Origin of the sequence: Vibrio sp. SCSIO 43009 (genome assembly GCF_023716525.1) — a bacterium.
In the GTDB taxonomy this organism is placed as follows: domain Bacteria; phylum Pseudomonadota; class Gammaproteobacteria; order Enterobacterales; family Vibrionaceae; genus Vibrio; species Vibrio alginolyticus.
Window position 1 is genome coordinate 3,070,268 of record NZ_CP071842.1, and the last position, 19,950, is coordinate 3,090,217.

The window sequence follows — 19,950 nt, forward strand, 5'->3', positions numbered from 1 at the left end:
GCTTGAAGGCGCATTACGTCTCTAATCTTTGGTCTGAAATTATATGGAGTTGGCAATAGCACTTTTGTTGAATTCAGTACTAGACAAAAACCAGTCTAACTTTTGAGACAGTCGCACTACCTCTCCGACAACAATCAAAGATGGCGATTGTGCTTCCTTCGATAAATCAGAGAGTTGGGAGAGTTCTCCCGTAAATACTTTTTGTTGAATCTGCGTGCCACGCTCAATAATGGCAATCGGAGTCGACGCTGAACGGCCATGCTTAATGAGTTGATTCTGAATATAGTGTGATTTCATCAGCCCCATGTAGATCACTAAAGTCTGATTCCCACGCGCCAACGTGGACCAATCCATCTCATCACTTTCTTCTTTCAAGTGGCCAGTCACAAAGATGGCCGATTGCGCATAATCACGATGAGTCAGTGGAATACCAGCATAAGCGGTTGCGCCAGCTGCTGCGGTAATGCCAGGGACAACTTGAAAACGAACGCCGGCATCAGCAAGCACTTCTAACTCTTCACCACCACGACCAAATACAAACGGATCCCCACCTTTAATGCGCACTACTTTGTAGCCCTGCTTGGCAAAATCCACCAAAAGCTGATTCGTCTTCTCCTGCGGCACACTGTGATGCCCAGCTCGCTTCCCAACGCACACCAAAATCGTATCGCTTGGAATCAATGCCATGATTTCTTCAGACACCAAGTAGTCGTACAAAACCACGTCAGCTTGCTGCAAGCAGTTCAGTGCTTTCACCGTCAGAAGTTCAGGATCGCCTGGTCCTGCACCTACTAAGGCGACTTCACCAGGCTGTAGCGATTGCTTTGCAAAACGAGTAACACCAGCGACTGGGTTGTCAGAAACTAACCGGGGCTTTGGTTTAGGAAAAGAAGTGACTGAATCGTTCGTTGCCATGTGCTTGCTCATCGTCCATTGATATCGTCATGCAAGCATTATGGCGGGGCGTTTATATTACCTGAAATTCTAAAATTTCATTTTTTATTCAAAAATCTGCTAAGAAGTTTTTGTTTGGTCTCATTCAAAAGCGTGAAAAAGTCGGCGGTTAATATGAATAAGGTTCAGTAAACTGATTAATGTTCACAGTTTTCTGTATCTTTATCATCGAGTTGCATCTGTGTTTGATACATTACGCAGTGCGATTTCCCCTTATCATTGAATTGGAGCACCAAATGAAAGTGGCAGTTCATCCTATTTCCCTCGCAGTATTAAGTGGCATGCTAACGCTTGCTGGCCCAACAATGGCCGATACCATCAAGCTTCGTATTATCGAAACCACCGACATTCACACCAACGTGATGGATTACGATTACTACAAAGACCAACCATCACAGCAAATCGGTTTAAGTCGCGCAGCGACAATAGTGAAACAAGCTAAGTCCGAGACAGAAAACACGGTACTAGTAGATAACGGTGATTTAATTCAGGGCAGCCCAATGGGCGATTACATGGCGGCGAAAGGGATTAACGCTGGCGAAATCCACCCGGTATACAAAGCGATGAACCAGTTGGATTACGATGTGGGTAACATTGGTAACCACGAATTCAACTACGGCCTTGAGTTCCTGAAAAACTCTATCGACGGTGCGAACTTCCCTTATGTTAGTGCTAACGTTTTCGACAAGAAGACAGGCGAGCACTACTTCAAACCTTATCTAATTAAAACGCACACGTTCAAAGACACTGATGGTCAAAGCCACGAAATCAAAGTGGGTTACATCGGCTTCGTCCCGCCACAAATCATGGTATGGGATAAGAAGAATCTAGAAGGAAAAGTCTTCGCTGAAGACATTAAGGAAACAGCAGAGAAACTGATTCCTCAAATGAAGAAAGAAGGCGCAGACGTTATTGTGGCGATTCCACACTCAGGCATTTCTACTGATCCATACAAACTAGGCGCTGAAAACTCTGTTTACTACCTCACAGAAGTTGAAGGTATTGATGCGATTGCTTTTGGCCACTCTCACGCCGTCTTCCCAGGGAAAGACTTCGCAAACCTACCTGGTGTTGATATAGATAAAGGGACCATCAATGGTGTAACGTCCGTGATGCCGGGCCGCTGGGGAAGTCACGTAGGTGTGATGGATTTGATGCTGAAAGAGAAAGACGGCAGATGGCAAGTCGTCGAAGGCCAAGCAGAAGCACGCCCTATCTTCGATAAAGTAAATAAGAAGTCATTAGCTAAAGCCGATGCAGATATTGTGAAAGCGTTAGAAGAAGATCACAAAGGCACTCGTGAATTTGTAAACCAACCAATCGGCAAAGCAAATGATGTCATGTACAGCTTCTTGGCATTAGTGCAGGACGACCCCACCATTCAAATCGTTAACCTTGCTCAGAAAGACTACGTAGAACGCTTTATTCAAGGCGACCCAGACCTTTCTGACATTCCAGTACTGAGTGCGGCAGCACCATTTAAAGTCGGCGGTCGTAAGAACGATCCGAATAACTTTACAGAAGTAGAATCCGGTCAGCTCACCTTCCGTAATGCGGCCGATCTTTACTTATATCCAAACACCTTGGTTGCGATGAAAGTGAAAGGTAAAGAAGTTCGCGAATGGCTAGAGTGCAGTGCGGGTCAATTCAACCACATCGACATCAACAATCCTAAACCGCAATCTTTGATTGATTGGGATAATTTCCGTACGTACAACTTCGATGTTATTGATGGGGTTAACTACCAAATCGACGTTACCCAACCGCCGAAGTACGATGCGGATTGTAAAGTGATTAATCCAGATTCTCAGCGCATTGTGAATCTGACGTTCAATGGTAAGCCTGTCAATCCGAAGCAAGATTTCATCATCGCAACCAATAACTACCGTGCTTATAGCAATACTTTCCCTGGTACAGGCCCAGATTTCATTGCATTTGACGCACCAGATGAAAACCGCTCTGTCGTCGCCACTTATATTTCTCGCGTGAGTGAAGAAAAAGGAGAAGTGACACCAAGCGCTGACAACAACTGGTCTTTCGCACCGATTAAGTCCGATAACAAGCTAGATATTCGTTTCGAAACCTCCCCTAGCGATAAAGCGGCGCAGTTCATCAAAGAGAAAGGACAATACCCAATGAAACGCGTGTCAACAGACGACATTGGTTTCGCAATTTATCAAATCGATCTGAATAAATAAGGTTGATTTGACAGCAACATTAAGCGGCTCTCATGAGCCGCTTTTTTGTTATCAATAAAACCCGTTAAAATAAAGAAAACCGTTTCCGAGTTATCACATGCACATCGATCTTTTTTCAGACTTAGTCAATCATGGCTTTTTAGAGACAGAAGCAAACCAACTTATTGAAAATGGTGAGTTGCTCGAACTGCCTACACGCCACATTCTTAATCACCAAGGGGAGTTGAGCTCACACCTTTACTTCATCATTGAGGGGTTATGCCACGCAAGCTATCTCACGGAGCACGGCAAAGAATTCAGTAAAGAATTTTATTGGGAGAAGGACTGGGTTATCGGGTTTGAGAGCATAATAAAGGACCAACCTTCGCCTTACTTATTGGAAACGCTGAGCGCTTGTCAGCTATTTTGCTTGCCAATTGAAACGTTGCATCACTGGCGAGCAGAAAAGCACGCCATTTACTTAAAGCTACTCGAAAACCAACTGGTTAATAAAGAGAATAAAGAACGCTTTATGTTGCTCTACTCTCCAGAGGAACGATATCAATTATTTTGCGCTCATTACCCAGATTTAAAGCAACGTATTACCGATAGTCAAATTGCGGCCTACCTGGGCATTACGCCAATCAGTTTGAGTCGAATCAAAGCACGCTTAACCAAAGATCACACTCTCAAATAAACTCAAAAAAGAAAAAAGCTCTTCAAACGAAGAGCTTTTTCTCTGCTATTTGAGCTATTTAAGAATTCGCGCCCGGAACTGGCGCCCTTTCATCTTGCCGTTACTAATGGTTTGTAGAGCCTTTTTAGCCACAGATTTTTCGACGGCAACATAAGCGCGCACAGGGAACAGGTGAATCTTTCCGACTTGAGAGCCTGGAATACCATTTTTTCCTGTCAAACAACCTAAAATATCACCCGGTCGTACTTTCTGTTTCTTACCGCCATCAATATTAATCGTCACCATCTTCGCTTGGTATGGCTGCTGATTTGATTTGGCAGGCAATGTTGCTGGTACCACGTCCATCTCTAGGTATTCTTCAATACGAGCTACACGTAAACCGTCTTTCTCACCAAAAAAGCTGAACGCTAAACCTTTACTACCCGCACGACCTGTACGACCAATACGGTGCACATGAACCTCAGGATCGCGCGATAGCTCAAAGTTAAAGACAGCATCAAGATTATCAACGTCCAAACCACGCGCCGCAACGTCTGTTGCAACAAGGATAGACACACTCTTGTTAGCAAACTGCACCAATGCTTGGTCGCGTTCACGCTGCTCTAAGTCCCCATGGATATCGATAACGCTGAATCCTTTGTGATGCAACTCATCTGCGACACTTTGCACTTCTTTTTTGGTATTACAAAAAACAACCGCGGACTCTGGTTGGTGAGTCAGCAGCAAATTCGCCAACGCTTCATCACGCGCTTCCGAGCCTTCAACTTTATAGAAGTACTGCGCAATGCTTGAAGTATCATGCGTCGATTCCACCTTAATCACTTCCGGTGTCTGCATTATACGCTGCGCAATTTGCTCAATTTTTTCTGGAAAAGTAGCACTGAAAAGTAGAGTTTGACGCTGCTTTGGCGCTGCATCGATGATTGCATCTAATGCGTCTTGGAAACCCATGTCCAACATGCGATCAGCTTCATCTAGCACCAAGGTATTCAGTTCGCTAAGATCAATTCGGCCTTTTTCAAGGTGATCCAAAATACGACCAGGAGTACCAACTAGGATATGCGCACCATGCTCTAACGAACCAATTTGTGGCCCCATAGGCATCCCACCGCAGAGAGTAAGCACTTTAATATTATGAATGCCGCGACCTAAAGTACGAATTTCCTTCGCTACTTGGTCTGCAAGCTCACGTGTTGGACACAATACTAATGACTGGACACGAAAGCGTTTGACGTTGAGGTTCGATAAAACCCCTAAACCAAATGCAGCGGTTTTACCTGAGCCCGTTTTACCCTGCCCGATGACATCACGATGTTTTAGGATTGCAGGCAAGCTCAAAGCTTGAATTGGCGTCATGTGGGTATAGTTCAGGGAATCAAGTGTGGCGAGTAACGCTGGGTTCAGCCCAACTTGATCGAATGCTTGTTTGCTCACGGGGATATCCTCAGGTGAGATGGAAAGAGGGCACATTATCACCAGATTTGGTGGGAAAACCAGTGCTAATTAACCTTTGTTAATGAGTATGAGCTCAAAACAAAGTAAAGTCAGTCACTCTATTCTCATTACGGATAACAACATGCTCACTTGGATTACTTTGCCCTTTGCTCAGCTAACAACCACACAGCTGTATGAAATGATGAAATTGCGTGTGGATGTATTCGTTGTTGAACAAACCTGCCCTTACCCTGAACTTGATGGTAAGGACACGCTGGAAGGCGTTTATCATCTAATAGGCTATCACGGTGATGAACTGGTTGCTTGCGCAAGATTACTGCCCGCAGGCACGACGTATGACAATGTGAGTATTGGTCGAGTGGTGACAAAGCAGACCGCGCGAGGCGGTGGCTTAGGTCATAAGTTATTGGACAAGGCCTTGGTACAATGCGAAACATTATGGCCAGGACAGACAATAGATATAGGTGCTCAAGAACACCTCATCCAGTTTTATGCTAGTCATGGATTCAAGGTTATCTCAGAGTGCTATCTTGAAGATGGTATCCCTCATGTGGATATGCGGAAAGAGTCCGTAGCGCTATAAGCTTCAACTCGATTGGTTACTATGAAAACTAATCGCTATGAAAAACTGACTAAAAAGACGCGATATCTTCGCGTCTTTTCATTTGAAGCGTTTACTTGTTACGTCCAAAGGTCCCATCCGATAAACGGAAAAACATAACGGACCGCCCGCTTTTTTCCAGCTGTAGCATATCTAACTCACCTTCGTCACTAAGCTTAAAGCGAATCAACTGTCCCTGCTTTATTTGGCTTAGCGGCTTATCACTGCCTTCTATTTTGACCAGAGCGCTAAGATCCGCCATAGAGAGCTGATTACTTCTGAAAACCTGCGCTAATGTATCACCATTTTTAACCGTGTACTCTTTCCAGTCTTCAGATTTCGGTCCAGAGTTCTGAGAGGTTCTCTGCTGGCTTAAACTCTGCGCGTTCAGCTCAATCGCTACGCGTTGATGATCGACCTCAGTCTGCTCAACTGGCTGGTCTGTTTTATTAGGCAAAGGAATAACAAGGAGTACCAGAATCAATGGCACTAAGACCATCAAAGCACGCTGATGAAATTTAGGCAGACGCAACCAAAACTGCTTAACAGGTTGTATACGCTCCAACCATTGCTCTTTGTTGAACGGCTGCTTCCAGTCGATAGCAGCGAATTTTTGTTTAACCAATTCGACATAGTCGACTTGCTGCTTTTTCTTTCTGCGACGATTCATTGTAATGAGTCCCTTAATACTTCTACGGCCAGTATAAAAATACCGACGCGGAGAGTATATGTTTTTCACCAAACTAAAATGGAATTGGGATTAAATTAGCAGAAATTTCACTTGGAGTAAGAGATAAGTCACAACCTGGCCGCCTCAATTAAGCATTCGGTCGCAATCATTTAAACCTAAGCTCGAAACTGATATCCTGTTACCTTTATCACTCCTAATAAGAGCGACATTCATGTCTGAAATTAAATTTGAAACTGCAGAACAAAAAGCAAGCTACGGCATTGGTCTGCAAATGGGTCAGCAACTTGCAGGATCTGGTCTTGAAGGTCTTAGCGTTGATGCTATCGCAGCAGGTATTGCAACAGCACTAACTGGTGACATGCCATCAATCGAAATTGATGAAATCAACAAAGCACTACAAGAACTTCACACTCGTGCAGAAACAGCTCGCCAAGAAGCAGCAAAAATTGCGGCAGCAGAAGGCGAAGCGTTCCTAAAAGACAACGCTCTACGACCTGAAGTTAACGTTCTAGACTCTGGTCTTCAGTACGAAATCATTTCTGAAGGTACTGGTGCAGTTCCTACAGCAGAAAGCTCAGTTCGCGTTCACTACCACGGTGAGCTAACTGACGGTACTGTATTCGATAGCTCTGTATCTCGCGGTCAACCTGCTGAATTCCCTGTTACAGGTGTAATCAAAGGTTGGGTAGAGGCACTACAACTAATGCCTGTTGGCTCTAAGTGGAAGCTATACGTACCACAAGATCTTGCGTACGGTGAGCGTGGCGCTGGTGCGGCTATCCCTCCATTTGCAGCTTTAGTTTTCGAAGTAGAACTATTAGATATTATCTAATTGAAACCATTTTCAATTATGATTAAATAAAACGGCGCACTAGCGCCGTTTTTTTGTCTAAACTGAATAGACTTTCTCACCTCTGAACCTTTCACTCTGATAGCCTTTAAAAATAAAATCACTTTTAAAAAACGCTCAACCTTTGGAGGTACTATGCGTAAAACACTCCTAACTCTAGCACTCCTATCAATCAACATTGGTAGTGCGCACGCATTCTTAGATTCAGTCACTCAAAAAAGTAAAGAAAGTGGCCTGATGGACATGGTCGGCAGCAGCTTGAACACCGAGTCATCTCCATTAACAGACATGTTAACTAGCCAATTACCAGTATCCACTGAGCAAGCAGCCGGAGGCAGTGGTGCGCTACTTGCTTTGGCTCAAAGCCAGCTTTCGCAAGAAAATAGTAGTGAATTACAGTCTTTGATTCCTGGACTTTCAAACTTGCAAGGAGCACAAAGCTTACTAGGAAATATTGAGAATATCAGTGCAGTCAAAAGTGCATTCGATACGTTAGGTTTAGACCCATCTATGATCAGTCAGTTTGCTCCAGTCATCTTGGATTACTTGAACAAGCAAGGCGCTAGCGAAGGGCTTCTAAGTTCGTTGGGCGGGTTGTGGAATACTAGTAAATAAGCGTAAGTGATAATCACTTTTTAAATTGCCAGTCTGCATGGGTTGAAATAAATGCAGGCTGGATATAAAGGTTTACTGAATTACAGATACAAAAAAGCCGAGCTAATGCTCGGCTTTCTCGTTCTTACGAACTGATTACTCAGCAGCTTCTTCAGCAGCTGGGCGATCTACAAGCTCAATGTAAGCCATTGGAGCTTTATCACCAGCACGGAAGCCAGCTTTTAGGATACGAGTGTAACCGCCCTGACGAGCAGCAAAACGTGGACCTAGTTCGTTAAATAGTTTTGCAACTACTTCGTTGTCACGAGTACGTGCAAATGCTAGACGACGGTTAGCAACACTGTCAGTCTTAGCTAGTGTAATCAAAGGCTCAACTACGCGACGTAGCTCTTTTGCTTTTGGCAAAGTAGTCTTGATAACTTCATGACGTACTAGAGAGCTAGCCATGTTGCTGAACATCGCTTTGCGATGTGAGCTGTTGCGGTTGAGTTGACGACCACTCTTACGATGGCGCATGACCTAATCCTTCTAACTAGTATCGATTAATCTTCAGCGATTGATGCAGGTGGCCAGTTTTCTAGGCGCATGCCCAGAGACAGACCACGTGACGCAAGTACGTCTTTAATCTCAGTAAGAGACTTTTTACCAAGGTTAGGCGTTTTAAGTAGCTCAACCTCGGTACGTTGTACTAGATCACCGATGTAGTGAATCGCTTCTGCTTTCAGACAGTTAGCAGAGCGAACTGTTAGTTCAAGATCGTCTACAGGACGCAGTAGGATCGGATCGAATTCTGGCTTCTCTTCCTTCTCCTCAGGAACTCGTACATCACGAAGATCTACGAATGCATCCAATTGTTCAGCTAGGATTGTAGCTGCACGACGGATTGCTTCCTCAGGTTCTAGAGTACCGTTTGTTTCCATATCGATAACAAGCTTGTCTAGATCAGTACGCTGTTCTACACGAGCTGCTTCTACAGCGTAGGCAATTTTGTCTACTGGGCTGTAAGTAGCATCTACTAGTAGGCGACCGATAGGACGCTCGTCTTCTTCGTTATGGATACGCGCAGAAGCTGGAACATAACCACGACCACGTTCAACTTTGATACGCATTGCGATCTCAGCGTTGTCATCCGTTAGGTGACAAATTACGTGTTCAGGGTTAGCGATCTCTACATCACCATCATGGGTGATGTCACCTGCAACCACAGGGCCCGAGCCTGATTTGTTCAAAGTAATGAACACTTCATCTTTGCCTTCGGCAACGCGCACAGCCAAACCTTTAAGGTTTAGAAGAATTTCAAGAATATCTTCTTGAACGCCTTCTTTCGTGCTGTACTCATGAAGTACGCCTTCAATTTCTACTTCTGTTACAGCACAACCTGGCATAGAAGATAGAAGGATGCGGCGAAGTGCATTACCCAGAGTATGACCAAAGCCACGCTCTAATGGCTCAAGAGTTACTTTTGCGTGAGTCGAGCTGATTTGTTCGATGTCAACTAGACGTGGCTTAAGAAATTCTGTTACAGAACCCTGCATTGTGTCCTCTCTTTAGTTTAAACCTTACTTAGAGTAAAGCTCGACGATCAATTGTTCGTTGATGTCAGCTGATAGATCAGAACGCTCAGGCATACGCTTGAATGTACCTTCCATCTTGCCACCATCTACTTCAATCCAAGTTGGTTTTTCACGTTGTTCAGCAACTTCTAGAGCTGCTTTGATACGAGCTTGCTGTTTAGCTTTCTCGCGAATAGAAACAACGTCATTAGCCGCTACTTTGAAAGAAGGAACGTTTACAACTTTACCGTTTACTAGGATAGCTTTGTGGCTAACTAGCTGACGTGCTTCTGCGCGAGTTGCGCCAAAGCCCATGCGGTAAACTACGTTATCAAGACGACCTTCAAGAAGCTGAAGTAGGTTTTCACCAGTGTTGCCTTTTAGGCGAGCAGCTTCTTTGTAGTAGTTACGGAATTGTTTTTCTAGAACGCCGTACATACGACGTACTTTTTGCTTCTCACGAAGCTGAACGCCATACTCAGATAGACGACCGCGACGAGCGCCGTGTACACCTGGTGCGTTATCAATTTTACACTTGGTATCGATCGCGCGAACACCAGACTTAAGGAATAAGTCAGTGCCTTCACGACGGCTAAGCTTCAGCTTAGGACCCAAATATCTTGCCATGATTCTTCTCCAATTGTCCTAGAAACGTTATACGCGACGTTTCTTAGGTGGACGACAACCGTTATGAGGGATTGGTGTAGCATCAACGATGTTTGTGATGCGGAAACCAGCGGCGTTTAGTGCACGAACAGTAGATTCGCGACCTGGACCAGGACCCTTAACCATAACTTCCAAGTTCTTTAGGCCGTATTCTTTAGCCATTTCAGCACAACGCTCAGCAGCAACCTGTGCAGCGAACGGAGTAGACTTACGAGAACCACGGAAACCAGAACCACCTGCAGTAGCCCATGCAAGAGCGTTACCTTGACGGTCAGTAATGGTTACGATTGTGTTATTGAAAGAAGCATGGATGTGCGCAACGCCATCTGCAACTTGCTTGCGTACGCGCTTACGAGCGCGAGTTGGTTGTTTAGCCATTGTACTCTACCTTCCCGATTATTTCTTGATCGGCTTACGCGGACCCTTACGGGTGCGAGCGTTGGTTTTAGTACGCTGTCCACGTAGTGGTAGACTGCGACGATGACGAAGACCACGGTAACAGCCAAGGTCCATAAGACGCTTGATGTTCATAGATACTTCACGACGTAGATCACCTTCTACAGTGTACTTAGCTACACCATCACGCAGTTGATCGATCTGCTCTTCAGTTAGTTCACTGATCTTAACATTTTCAGCAATACCCACTTCAGCTAGGATAGCTTGAGAGCGAGTTTTACCGATGCCGTAGATCGCTGTTAGAGCGATTACTGCATGTTTCTGATCAGGAATGTTAATGCCTGCTATACGGGCCATTATTCACTCCTAAGTGTTTCTATAAAAGAATTAGCCGCAGCAAAGCCCGTTATGGATACGCTGCGGAATACTACTTCTTTTGCACGCAAAAGGTAGGCCGAGGAATATACTCGACCCAACCTTCATTTTCAAGTAAAAATTTCTGCTAATTAGCCTTGGCGCTGTTTGTGCTTTGGCTCACTGCAAATCACGCGAACGACACCGTTACGCTTGATTACTTTACAGTTACGGCAGATTTTTTTAACGGAAGCACGAACTTTCATTGCTAAACTCCGTAAATGAAACTGAGTCTACCGCCGGATTAACGGCCGTAGCCTTTCAGATTCGCTTTCTTCAACACAGAATCATACTGTTGAGACATCAGATGAGTCTGTACCTGTGCCATAAAGTCCATAATTACAACAACTACGATTAGTAGCGATGTACCGCCGAAGTAGAAACGTACGTTCCACGCGACCATCATGAACTCGGGAATCAGACAGATAAAGGTAATGTACAGTGCACCAGCAAGGGTTAAACGTGTCATTACTTTATCAATGTATTTCGCTGTCTGCTCACCTGGGCGGATACCGGGTACGAATGCACCAGACTTCTTCAAGTTATCTGCTGTTTCACGCGGGTTGAAAACCAACGCCGTGTAGAAGAAACAGAAGAAGATAATTGCTGCTGCATAAAGCATTACATACAACGGTTGACCTGGGCTAAGAGCCAAAGACACGTCAGTTAACCAACCGAACGCGCTGCTCTCACCGTTTTGACCAAACCACTGAGCCAATGTTCCTGGGAACAAGATAATACTTGATGCAAAAATCGCTGGAATTACACCTGCCATGTTAATTTTAAGAGGCAAGTGCGAGCTTTGCGCAGCAAATACTTTACGACCTTGTTGACGTTTCGCATAGTTAACGACGATTCGGCGCTGACCACGTTCCATGAAAACAACGAAGTAAATTACTGCAAAAGCTAATACCGCGATTAGCAACAGAAGAAGTACATGCAATTCACCTTGACGCGCTTGCTCGATTGTTTGACCGATTGCAGAAGGCAATCCAGCAACAATACCTGCAAAAATCAGTATCGAAATACCGTTACCAATTCCGCGCTCTGTAATTTGTTCACCTAACCACATCAAGAACATGGTACCGGTTACTAAACTTACGGTAGCAATTAGCGTAAACATGGTTTGGTTGATAACAACCAGATTGTCGACCATGTTTGGTAGGCCAGTTGCAATACCTATAGCTTGGAAGGTTGCAAGTACAAGCGTGCCGTAGCGTGTGTATTGGCTTATCTTACGACGGCCTGCTTCACCCTCTTTTTTGAGTTCAGCTAACGCTGGATGAACTACAGTTAGCAATTGGACAACAATAGATGCCGAAATATACGGCATGATGCCCAATGCTAATATAGATGCACGCTCAAGAGCACCACCGGAGAACATGTTAAACATTTCAACGATGGTACCTTTTTGCTGTTCGAACAAATCGGCAAGTACAGCAGCGTCAATACCAGGAATCGGCACAAAAGAGCCGGCTCGGAATACTAAAAGTGCACCAATTACGAATAACAAGCGCGACTTTAGTTCACTTAAGCCGCTCTGAGCACTACGAAAATCTTGTCCTGGTTTCTTAGCCATCTGTACCTCGTTCCTCGAGATTATTCCTCGATTTTACCGCCTGCAGCTTCGATTGCAGCTTTAGCGCCTTTAGTCACACGTAGACCTTTAACAGTCACTGCTTTATTGATTTCACCAGAAAGAACAACTTTTACAAATTCGATGTTCTTAGTGATGATGTTAGCAGCTTTAAGACTGTTTAGATCAACTACGTCACCAGAAACTTTCGCTAGCTCAGCTAGACGAACTTCAGCAGACACTAGGCTCTTACGAGAAGTGAAACCGAATTTTGGTAGACGTTGTTTCAGAGGCATCTGACCGCCTTCGAAACCTGGACGAACACTGCCGCCAGAACGTGATTTTTGACCTTTGTGACCACGGCCACCAGTTTTACCTAGGCCTGAACCGATACCACGACCTACTCGCTTCGCAGAAGTTTTCGCGCCAGCAGCCGGTGCTAGAGTATTCAAACGCATTCTGATTACTCCTCAACTTTAACCATGTAGTAAACCTTGTTGATCATACCGCGAATACACGGAGTATCTTCAAGTTCTACTGTGTGGTTGATTTTACGAAGACCTAGACCGCGCAAAGTAGCTTTGTGCTTTGGCAGACGACCAATTGAGCTTTTAGTTTGAGTTACTTTAATAGTTGCCATGGTGTTCTTACTCCGAAATAGATTCAACAGTTAGACCACGTTTAGCAGCAACCATTTCTGGTGACTTCATGCTACCTAGTGCATCGATCGTTGCACGAACGATGTTGATAGGGTTCGTAGAACCGTACGCTTTAGATAGTACGTTGTGTACACCAGCAACTTCTAGTACTGCACGCATCGCACCACCTGCGATAACACCAGTACCTTCTGCAGCAGGCTGCATGTAAACTTTAGAGCCCGAATGGCGACCTTTCACTGGGTGGTGAAGAGTGCCTTCGTTTAGAGCGATCGTAGTCATGTTACGACGCGCTTTTTCCATTGCTTTTTGAATCGCTGCAGGTACTTCACGAGCTTTGCCGTAACCGAAACCTACACGACCGTTACCGTCACCAACTACTGTTAGTGCAGTGAAGCTCATGATTCGACCACCTTTAACCGTTTTAGAAACACGGTTAACTGCGATTAGCTTTTCTTGCAAATCATTCGCTTGAACTTGTTGTTCTTTAGCCATCTTCCAACCCTACCTTAGAATTTCAGACCAGCTTCGCGAGCAGATTCTGCTAGCGCCGCTACTCGACCGTGGTATTGGAAACCAGAACGATCAAATGCAACTGCAGTTACGCCCTTCTCTAGAGCGCGCTCAGCAATAGCTTTACCCACTGCTTTAGCTGCATCAACGTTACCAGTGTATTTCACTTGCTCACGGATCGCTTTTTCTACAGTAGAAGCTGCTGCGATAACCTCAGAGCCGTTAGCCGCGATAACCTGTGCGTACACGTGACGAGGAGTACGGTGTACAACTAGGCGAGTCGCACCCAGTTCTGCAATCTTACGACGTGCACGTGTAGCACGACGGATGCGAGATGCTTTCTTATCCATAGTGTTACCTTACTTCTTCTTAGCTTCTTTAGTACGCACATTTTCATCTGCGTAACGAACACCTTTGCCTTTGTATGGCTCAGGCTCACGGTAAGAACGAATGTCAGCCGCAACTTGACCAACTAGTTGCTTGTCAGCACCAGTGATCACGATTTCAGTTTGGCTTGGACATTCAGCTTTAATACCCGCTGGCAACTCGTGCTCAACTGGGTGTGAGAAGCCTAGTGTTAGACCTACAGCGTTGCCTTTGATAGCAGCACGGTAACCTACACCTTTAAGAGTTAGCTTCTTAGTAAAGCCTTCAGTAACACCAACAACCATGTTGTTAACTAGAGCGCGAGCAGTACCTGCTTGAGCCCATGCGTTAGCAACACCTTCTTTAGGACCGAAAGTCAGGTTATTTTCTTCCTGAGCGATTACAACTGCGTTGTTAAGAACGCGAGTTAGTTCGCCTTTCGCACCTTTTACAGTGATTTCTTGGCCGTTTAGTTTCACCTCTACGCCAGCTGGAATAGCGACAGGTGCTTTTGCAACACGAGACATAGTCTACTCCTTATTAAGCTACGTAAGCGATGATTTCACCACCAAGACCTGCTTTACGTGCAGCGCGGTCTGACATAAGACCCTTGGAAGTAGAAACGATAGCAATACCAAGACCACCCATTACAGAAGGAAGTTCATCTTTCTTCTTGTAAACACGTAGACCTGGACGAGAAACACGTTTAAGTTGCTCGATTACTGGTTTAGCTTGGAAGTACTTAAGTGTAACTTCTAGCTCAGGTTTTGCTTCGCCTTCAACAGCGAAGTCAACGATGTAACCTTCAGCTTTTAGTAGTGCAGCAATTGCAACTTTAAGCTTTGAAGAAGGCATTTTTACAGCAACTTTGTTTGCTGCCTGACCGTTACGAACGCGGGTCAGCATATCCGAAATCGGATCTTGCATGCTCATATGATTTACTCCAAATGATTAAGTGGCAATTACCAGCTAGCCTTACGAAGACCCGGAATCTCGCCTTTCATGCAAGCTTCACGAACCTTAATACGGCTTAGACCGAACTTACGTAGGTAACCGTGTGGACGACCAGTTTGGTTGCAACGGTTGCGCTGACGTGATGCACTTGAATCACGTGGAAGAGATTGCAGTGTAAGAACCGCGTTCCAACGATCTTCTTCAGATGCGTTTACATCGCTGATGATAGCTTTTAGCGCTGCACGCTTTTCAGCGAACTTAGCTACTAGCTTCGCACGTTTTGCTTCACGTGCTTTCATTGAATTTTTAGCCATAACAGTAACCCTTCACCTTACTTACGGAATGGGAAGTTAAAGGCAGCCAGCAGAGCACGGCCTTCCTCATCAGTACCAGCAGACGTCGTAATAGTGATGTCTAGACCGCGTACTCGATCAACTTTATCAAAGTCGATTTCCGGGAAGATGATTTGCTCGCGAACGCCCATGCTGTAGTTACCGCGACCGTCAAAAGACTTAGCGCTAACACCACGGAAGTCACGTACACGTGGAAGAGCGATGTTAATTAAACGCTCAAGAAAATCCCACATACGTTCGCCACGCAAGGTTACTTTACAACCGATAGGGTAGCCTTCACGGATTTTGAAACCTGCAACAGATTTGCGCGCTTTTGTGATAAGTGGCTTTTGACCAGAGATCGTTGCCATATCAGACGCTGCATTTTCTAGCAGTTTCTTATCGTTGATTGCTTCACCAACACCCATGTTTAGGGTGATTTTCTCGATTCTAGGGACTTGCATGACGCTTGTGTAACCGAACTGTTTGGTCAGTTCAGCGACTACAGACGACTTGTAGTAATCATGCAGTTTCGCCATAGTAGAACTCCAAATTACTTCTATTAGTTAGAAACGGTTTCGCCGTTAGACTTGAAGAAACGAACTTTTTTGCCGTCTTCAAAACGGAAACCGATACGGTCAGCTTTACCAGTAGCTGCGTTAAAGATAGCCACGTTAGAAACGTCGATAGCTGCTTCTTGCTCTACGATACCGCCTTGGATACCCATAGCTGGAACAGGTTTCTGATGTTTCTTAACTAGGTTGATACCTTCAACGATAACTTTACCAGTTGCTAGAACCTTAGTTACTTTACCTTTCTTGCCTTTGTCTTTACCAGCAAGAACGATTACTTCGTCATTACGACGGATTTTAGCTGCCATTTCTACGTGCTCCTTACAGAACTTCTGGAGCCAGTGAAACGATCTTCATGAACTTATCGCCACGAAGTTCGCGTGTCACAGGACCAAAGATACGTGTACCGATTGGTTGCTCAGTATTGTCGTTTAGCAATACGCAAGCATTTCGGTCGAAGCGAATGACAGAACCGTCAGGACGACGTACGCCTTTACGGGTGCGCACTACCACCGCCTTCAGAACATCACCTTTTTTAACTTTACCGCGAGGGATTGCTTCCTTCACAGTAACTTTGATGACGTCACCGATATGTGCATAACGGCGGTGAGAGCCACCCAGAACCTTAATACACATTACGCTGCGTGCGCCTGAGTTATCAGCTGCGTCCAGCATACTTTGCATTTGGATCATGTTAGTGCTCCGCTAAATATTAATAACTAGACCCATCACGGGTCGGGCTGCCTCTTTAAAAGGGACGCGAATTGTACCACCCTTTTTTGTGATTGGGTAGTCAAAAAATAAACGGCTCCAAAAATATTTTGGAGCCGCTTTAGTTTCATAGAATTAACGAGATTAAATCTTCGCCTTTTCTAGAACTTTTACCAAAGTCCAAGACTTAGTCTTAGACAGTGGACGACACTCTGCGATTTCAACTGTGTCGCCTAGGCCACACTCGTTGTTCTCGTCATGTGCGTGTACTTTAGTCGTACGTTTTACGTATTTACCGTAGATTGGGTGTTTTACGAAACGTTCGATAGCAACAGTGATAGACTTGTCCATCTTGTCGCTAACAACACGACCTTGTTGAGTACGTTTTACTTCGCTCATTATGCGCCTGCCTTCTCAGTCAAAACAGTTTTCACACGTGCGATATCACGGCGTACAGCTTTCAGAGTATGAGTTTGCTGTAGTTGACCAGTCGCAGCTTGCATGCGCAAGTTGAACTGTTCACGTAGCAAATTCATTAGCTCAGCGTTAAGCTCTTCAACGCTTTTCTCGCGTAGATCTTGTGCTTTCATCACATCACCTGCTTAGTTACAAATGTAGTTTTGAAAGGCAGTTTACGTGCCGCAAGACGGAACGCTTCACGTGCCAATTCTTCAGGTACACCACCCATTTCGTACATAACCTTACCAGGTTGGATTTGGGCTACCCAGTACTCAACGTTACCTTTACCCTTACCTTGACGAACTTCAAGTGGTTTTTCTGTGATTGGTTTGTCTGGGAACACACGGATCCAGATTTTACCTTGACGCTTAACGTGACGTGTCATTGCACGACGTGCCGCTTCGATTTGACGAGCAGTTAGACGACCACGGCCAACAGCTTTAAGACCGAATTCGCCGAAGCTTACATCAGTACCTTTAGCTAGACCACGGTTACGACCAGTCTGAACCTTACGGAACTTAGTACGTTTAGGTTGTAGCATCTGTCGACTCCTTACTTACGGCCTTTACGCTGCTTCTTAGGCTTGTCGCCTTTAGGCTCTACAGCGTTAGCTGCTGGCATACCACCTAGGATTTCACCTTTGAAGATCCAAGTTTTAATGCCGATCACACCGTATTGAGTGTGAGCCGAAGAAGTTGCGTAATCAATGTCAGCACGTAGAGTGTGTAGAGGCACACGGCCTTCACGGTACCACTCTGAACGTGCGATTTCAGCGCCGCCTAGACGACCGCTTACTTCCACTTTGATACCTTTAGCGCCTAGGCGCATTGCGTTTTGTACTGCGCGCTTCATAGCACGACGGAACATAACACGACGCTCTAGCTGAGACGCGATGCTGTCACCAACAAGTTGCGCATCTAGTTCAGGCTTACGTACTTCAGCGATGTTAATTTGCGCTGGTACACCTGCAATTTTAGCTACAGCTGCGCGTAGCTTCTCAACGTCTTCACCTTTCTTACCGATAACAACGCCTGGACGAGCAGTGTGAATAGTCACACGGATGCTCTTAGCAGGACGCTCGATAACGATACGTGATAGAGACGCTTTTTTCAGTTCACTTGTAAGGAACTGACGTACCTTGAAGTCGCCGTCTAGGTTGTCAGCGAAATCTTTGGTGTTAGCAAACCATGTAGCATTCCAAGGCTTAACGATGCCTAGACGAATACCATTTGGATGTACTTTTTGACCCATTGCTTACTCTCCTAGTCTCTAGCGATCTGCTACAACAACAGTGATGTGGCTTGAACGCTTCAAGATACGATCCGCACGACCTTTAGCACGAGGCATAATACGCTTCATGGTTGGGCCTTCATCTACAAAGATTTTTGCGACATTCAGATCGTCAATATCTGCACCTTCGTTGTGCTCCGCGTTAGCGATAGCAGACTCTAGAACTTTCTTAACTAGTGCAGCAGCTTTTTTGTTGCTGAACGTTAGGATTTCTAGAGCTTGGTCAACAGATTTACCACGGATTAGATCCGCAACTAAGCGAGCTTTCTGAGGCGAAATGCGAGCAAAGTTATGTTTAGCAATTGCTTCCATTATCTACTCCTTAGCGCTTCTTAGCTTTCTTATCCGCAGCGTGACCGCGGTAAGTGCGTGTTGGTGCGAATTCACCCAGTTTGTGACCGATCATTTCATCAGTTACAAATACTGGTACGTGCTGACGACCATTATGGACAGCGATGGTCAAACCGATCATCGTAGGGATGATCATTGAACGACGGGACCAAGTCTTAATAGGCTTTTTGTCTCCGCTTTCCACCGCTTTCTCTACCTTCTTCAGCAAGTGTAGGTCAATAAAAGGACCTTTCTTGAGAGAACGTGGCATGGCGATTCCTCTTTATATAGATTACTTGTTACGACGACGTACGATGTACTTGTCAGTGCGTTTGTTCTTACGAGTCTTGAAGCCTTTAGTAGGCATACCCCAAGGAGATACTGGGTGACGACCACCAGAAGTACGGCCTTCACCACCACCATGTGGGTGGTCAATCGGGTTCATTACAACACCACGAACCGTTGGACGGATACCGCGATGACGTGATGCACCTGCTTTACCAAGTTCACGTAGCATGTGCTCAGAGTTACCAACTTCACCGATTGTTGCACGGCCTTCAGAAAGAACTTTGCGCATCTCGCCAGAACGTAGACGGATAGTTACGTACGCACCGTCGCGAGCAACGATTTGAGCGTAAGCACCAGCCGAACGAGCTAGCTGACCACCTTTACCAGGCTTAAGTTCAACGTTATGTACTGTTGAACCTACTGGGATATTACGCATTGGTAGAGTGTTACCAGCTTTGATTGGTGCATCAACACCAGACTGAATAACATCACCAGCTACAACACCTTTAGGTGCTAGGATGTAGCGACGCTCACCGTCTTTGTAAAGAACTAGAGCAATGTTTGCGCTACGGTTTGGATCGTATTCAAGACGCTCAACTGTCGCTGGAATACCATCTTTAGTACGTTTGAAGTCAACTACACGGTAGTGATGCTTGTGACCACCGCCGATGTGACGTACTGTGATACGACCCTTGTTGTTACGACCACCGTTCTTAGAGTTTTTCTCTAGAAGAGGTGCGTATGGCTTGCCCTTGTGTAGGTCAGCGTTAACAACTTTAACAACGTGACGACGACCAGGGGAAGTCGGCTTACATTTAACAATAGCCATTTTTA

The 19,950-nt window shown here is 45.3% G+C and carries 32 protein-coding genes; 5 read left to right on the top strand and 27 right to left on the bottom strand.

From position 1 onward, the window contains the following. Positions 1-39: 39 nt before the first annotated feature. Entirely contained in the window at positions 40-915 is an 876-nt protein-coding gene (gene cobA, locus J4N43_RS14170) for a uroporphyrinogen-III C-methyltransferase (protein ID WP_031780800.1), read from the bottom strand. Positions 916-1,190: 275 nt separating this feature from the next. Between cobA and cpdB the strand changes: the two genes are divergently transcribed. Both cpdB and J4N43_RS14180 read left to right on the top strand, forming a co-directional pair. Further along, entirely contained in the window at positions 1,191-3,152 is a 1,962-nt protein-coding gene (cpdB, locus tag J4N43_RS14175; protein ID WP_025768353.1) for a 2',3'-cyclic-nucleotide 2'-phosphodiesterase, read from the top strand. 97 nt (positions 3,153-3,249) lie between these two features. Further along, positions 3,250-3,828 carry a Crp/Fnr family transcriptional regulator gene (locus J4N43_RS14180; protein ID WP_005379584.1) on the top strand — a complete coding sequence of 193 codons (579 nt, stop codon included), beginning with the start codon at positions 3,250-3,252 and terminating at the stop codon, positions 3,826-3,828. Between the two features lie 54 nt (positions 3,829-3,882). Here the strand turns inward: J4N43_RS14180 and dbpA are convergent, their stop codons facing one another. After that, complete coding sequence (gene dbpA / locus J4N43_RS14185) at positions 3,883-5,262, bottom strand: ATP-dependent RNA helicase DbpA (RefSeq protein ID WP_062730762.1); 1,380 nt, start codon at positions 5,260-5,262, stop codon at positions 3,883-3,885. Positions 5,263-5,404: 142 nt separating this feature from the next. Here dbpA and J4N43_RS14190 point away from each other — a divergent pair, with 142 nt between their 5' ends. Next, the gene (locus J4N43_RS14190) at positions 5,405-5,866 is read left to right on the top strand and encodes a GNAT family N-acetyltransferase (protein ID WP_062730763.1); all 462 of its coding nucleotides are present in this window, start codon (positions 5,405-5,407) and stop codon (positions 5,864-5,866) included. A 91-nt stretch (positions 5,867-5,957) separates the two neighbouring features. Here J4N43_RS14190 and J4N43_RS14195 read toward each other — a convergent pair whose 3' ends face one another. Further along, the gene (locus J4N43_RS14195; protein WP_017820296.1) at positions 5,958-6,554 is read right to left on the bottom strand and encodes a LysM-like peptidoglycan-binding domain-containing protein; all 597 of its coding nucleotides are present in this window, start codon (positions 6,552-6,554) and stop codon (positions 5,958-5,960) included. A 232-nt stretch (positions 6,555-6,786) separates the two neighbouring features. Here J4N43_RS14195 and bamJ point away from each other — a divergent pair, with 232 nt between their 5' ends. Together bamJ and J4N43_RS14205 are read left to right on the top strand one after the other, a co-directional pair. Continuing rightward, complete coding sequence (gene bamJ, locus J4N43_RS14200) at positions 6,787-7,407, top strand: BamJ family beta-barrel-assembly machinery protein (protein WP_005383137.1); 621 nt, start codon at positions 6,787-6,789, stop codon at positions 7,405-7,407. A 153-nt stretch (positions 7,408-7,560) separates the two neighbouring features. After that, positions 7,561-8,040 carry a DUF2780 domain-containing protein gene (locus J4N43_RS14205; protein ID WP_017820297.1) on the top strand — a complete coding sequence of 160 codons (480 nt, stop codon included), beginning with the start codon at positions 7,561-7,563 and terminating at the stop codon, positions 8,038-8,040. A 135-nt stretch (positions 8,041-8,175) separates the two neighbouring features. Here the strand turns inward: J4N43_RS14205 and rplQ are convergent, their stop codons facing one another. The 24 genes from rplQ to rplB all read right to left on the bottom strand — a co-directional run bounded on the left by rplQ (position 8,176) and on the right by rplB (position 19,945). After that, on the bottom strand, positions 8,176-8,556 hold the full coding sequence (gene rplQ, locus J4N43_RS14210) for a 50S ribosomal protein L17 (RefSeq protein ID WP_005383141.1): 381 nt from the start codon (positions 8,554-8,556) through the stop codon (positions 8,176-8,178). Between the two features lie 26 nt (positions 8,557-8,582). Continuing rightward, entirely contained in the window at positions 8,583-9,575 is a 993-nt protein-coding gene (locus tag J4N43_RS14215) for a DNA-directed RNA polymerase subunit alpha (protein WP_005383143.1), read from the bottom strand. 24 nt (positions 9,576-9,599) lie between these two features. Then, positions 9,600-10,220 (bottom strand): 30S ribosomal protein S4, encoded by a 621-nt coding sequence (gene rpsD / locus J4N43_RS14220; protein ID WP_005383146.1) that lies wholly within the window; start codon positions 10,218-10,220, stop codon positions 9,600-9,602. Between the two features lie 27 nt (positions 10,221-10,247). Continuing rightward, complete coding sequence (gene rpsK / locus J4N43_RS14225) at positions 10,248-10,637, bottom strand: 30S ribosomal protein S11 (RefSeq protein ID WP_001118870.1); 390 nt, start codon at positions 10,635-10,637, stop codon at positions 10,248-10,250. A gap of 18 nt (positions 10,638-10,655) precedes the next feature. Next, positions 10,656-11,012, bottom strand: coding sequence for a 30S ribosomal protein S13 (gene rpsM, locus J4N43_RS14230; RefSeq protein ID WP_005383154.1), 357 nt, complete (start codon positions 11,010-11,012; stop codon positions 10,656-10,658). Between the two features lie 149 nt (positions 11,013-11,161). Next, the gene (gene rpmJ, locus J4N43_RS14235; protein ID WP_000868186.1) at positions 11,162-11,275 is read right to left on the bottom strand and encodes a 50S ribosomal protein L36; all 114 of its coding nucleotides are present in this window, start codon (positions 11,273-11,275) and stop codon (positions 11,162-11,164) included. A gap of 38 nt (positions 11,276-11,313) precedes the next feature. Next, positions 11,314-12,648 (bottom strand): preprotein translocase subunit SecY, encoded by a 1,335-nt coding sequence (secY, locus tag J4N43_RS14240; RefSeq protein WP_005379562.1) that lies wholly within the window; start codon positions 12,646-12,648, stop codon positions 11,314-11,316. A gap of 20 nt (positions 12,649-12,668) precedes the next feature. Beyond that, positions 12,669-13,103: a 50S ribosomal protein L15 gene (rplO, locus tag J4N43_RS14245; protein WP_005383155.1), complete on the bottom strand. Its 435-nt coding sequence runs from the start codon at positions 13,101-13,103 to the stop codon at positions 12,669-12,671. A 5-nt stretch (positions 13,104-13,108) separates the two neighbouring features. Continuing rightward, a complete protein-coding gene (gene rpmD / locus J4N43_RS14250; RefSeq protein ID WP_005379565.1) occupies positions 13,109-13,285 on the bottom strand; it encodes a 50S ribosomal protein L30 in 177 nt (58 codons plus the stop codon). Positions 13,286-13,292: 7 nt separating this feature from the next. Beyond that, positions 13,293-13,796, bottom strand: coding sequence for a 30S ribosomal protein S5 (gene rpsE / locus J4N43_RS14255; protein WP_004745894.1), 504 nt, complete (start codon positions 13,794-13,796; stop codon positions 13,293-13,295). 14 nt (positions 13,797-13,810) lie between these two features. Beyond that, on the bottom strand, positions 13,811-14,164 hold the full coding sequence (gene rplR / locus J4N43_RS14260; RefSeq protein ID WP_005379568.1) for a 50S ribosomal protein L18: 354 nt from the start codon (positions 14,162-14,164) through the stop codon (positions 13,811-13,813). Positions 14,165-14,173: 9 nt separating this feature from the next. Beyond that, positions 14,174-14,707: a 50S ribosomal protein L6 gene (rplF, locus tag J4N43_RS14265; protein ID WP_005379570.1), complete on the bottom strand. Its 534-nt coding sequence runs from the start codon at positions 14,705-14,707 to the stop codon at positions 14,174-14,176. Positions 14,708-14,720: 13 nt separating this feature from the next. After that, positions 14,721-15,113 carry a 30S ribosomal protein S8 gene (gene rpsH / locus J4N43_RS14270; RefSeq protein ID WP_005379572.1) on the bottom strand — a complete coding sequence of 131 codons (393 nt, stop codon included), beginning with the start codon at positions 15,111-15,113 and terminating at the stop codon, positions 14,721-14,723. Between the two features lie 29 nt (positions 15,114-15,142). Then, positions 15,143-15,448 carry a 30S ribosomal protein S14 gene (gene rpsN / locus J4N43_RS14275; protein WP_004410442.1) on the bottom strand — a complete coding sequence of 102 codons (306 nt, stop codon included), beginning with the start codon at positions 15,446-15,448 and terminating at the stop codon, positions 15,143-15,145. A 17-nt stretch (positions 15,449-15,465) separates the two neighbouring features. Further along, the gene (gene rplE / locus J4N43_RS14280; RefSeq protein ID WP_005379573.1) at positions 15,466-16,005 is read right to left on the bottom strand and encodes a 50S ribosomal protein L5; all 540 of its coding nucleotides are present in this window, start codon (positions 16,003-16,005) and stop codon (positions 15,466-15,468) included. Between the two features lie 23 nt (positions 16,006-16,028). Then, the gene (gene rplX, locus J4N43_RS14285; protein WP_005379574.1) at positions 16,029-16,346 is read right to left on the bottom strand and encodes a 50S ribosomal protein L24; all 318 of its coding nucleotides are present in this window, start codon (positions 16,344-16,346) and stop codon (positions 16,029-16,031) included. Between the two features lie 13 nt (positions 16,347-16,359). Next, the gene (rplN, locus tag J4N43_RS14290) at positions 16,360-16,731 is read right to left on the bottom strand and encodes a 50S ribosomal protein L14 (protein WP_004410450.1); all 372 of its coding nucleotides are present in this window, start codon (positions 16,729-16,731) and stop codon (positions 16,360-16,362) included. A gap of 162 nt (positions 16,732-16,893) precedes the next feature. After that, complete coding sequence (gene rpsQ, locus J4N43_RS14295; protein ID WP_005379575.1) at positions 16,894-17,148, bottom strand: 30S ribosomal protein S17; 255 nt, start codon at positions 17,146-17,148, stop codon at positions 16,894-16,896. Then, entirely contained in the window at positions 17,148-17,339 is a 192-nt protein-coding gene (gene rpmC / locus J4N43_RS14300) for a 50S ribosomal protein L29 (protein ID WP_005379576.1), read from the bottom strand. Before rpmC ends, rpsQ begins: the two co-directional genes overlap by 1 nt. Continuing rightward, a complete protein-coding gene (gene rplP, locus J4N43_RS14305) occupies positions 17,339-17,749 on the bottom strand; it encodes a 50S ribosomal protein L16 (protein WP_005379577.1) in 411 nt (136 codons plus the stop codon). The genes rpmC and rplP overlap by 1 nt, the downstream gene beginning before the upstream one ends. Positions 17,750-17,760: 11 nt before the next feature. Further along, positions 17,761-18,459 carry a 30S ribosomal protein S3 gene (gene rpsC, locus J4N43_RS14310; protein WP_005383161.1) on the bottom strand — a complete coding sequence of 233 codons (699 nt, stop codon included), beginning with the start codon at positions 18,457-18,459 and terminating at the stop codon, positions 17,761-17,763. A gap of 18 nt (positions 18,460-18,477) precedes the next feature. Beyond that, the gene (gene rplV, locus J4N43_RS14315) at positions 18,478-18,810 is read right to left on the bottom strand and encodes a 50S ribosomal protein L22 (protein ID WP_005383164.1); all 333 of its coding nucleotides are present in this window, start codon (positions 18,808-18,810) and stop codon (positions 18,478-18,480) included. A gap of 10 nt (positions 18,811-18,820) precedes the next feature. Next, a complete protein-coding gene (gene rpsS, locus J4N43_RS14320) occupies positions 18,821-19,099 on the bottom strand; it encodes a 30S ribosomal protein S19 (RefSeq protein ID WP_004394525.1) in 279 nt (92 codons plus the stop codon). Positions 19,100-19,120: 21 nt separating this feature from the next. Then, on the bottom strand, positions 19,121-19,945 hold the full coding sequence (gene rplB, locus J4N43_RS14325; protein ID WP_005383168.1) for a 50S ribosomal protein L2: 825 nt from the start codon (positions 19,943-19,945) through the stop codon (positions 19,121-19,123). Positions 19,946-19,950: the final 5 nt, after the last annotated feature.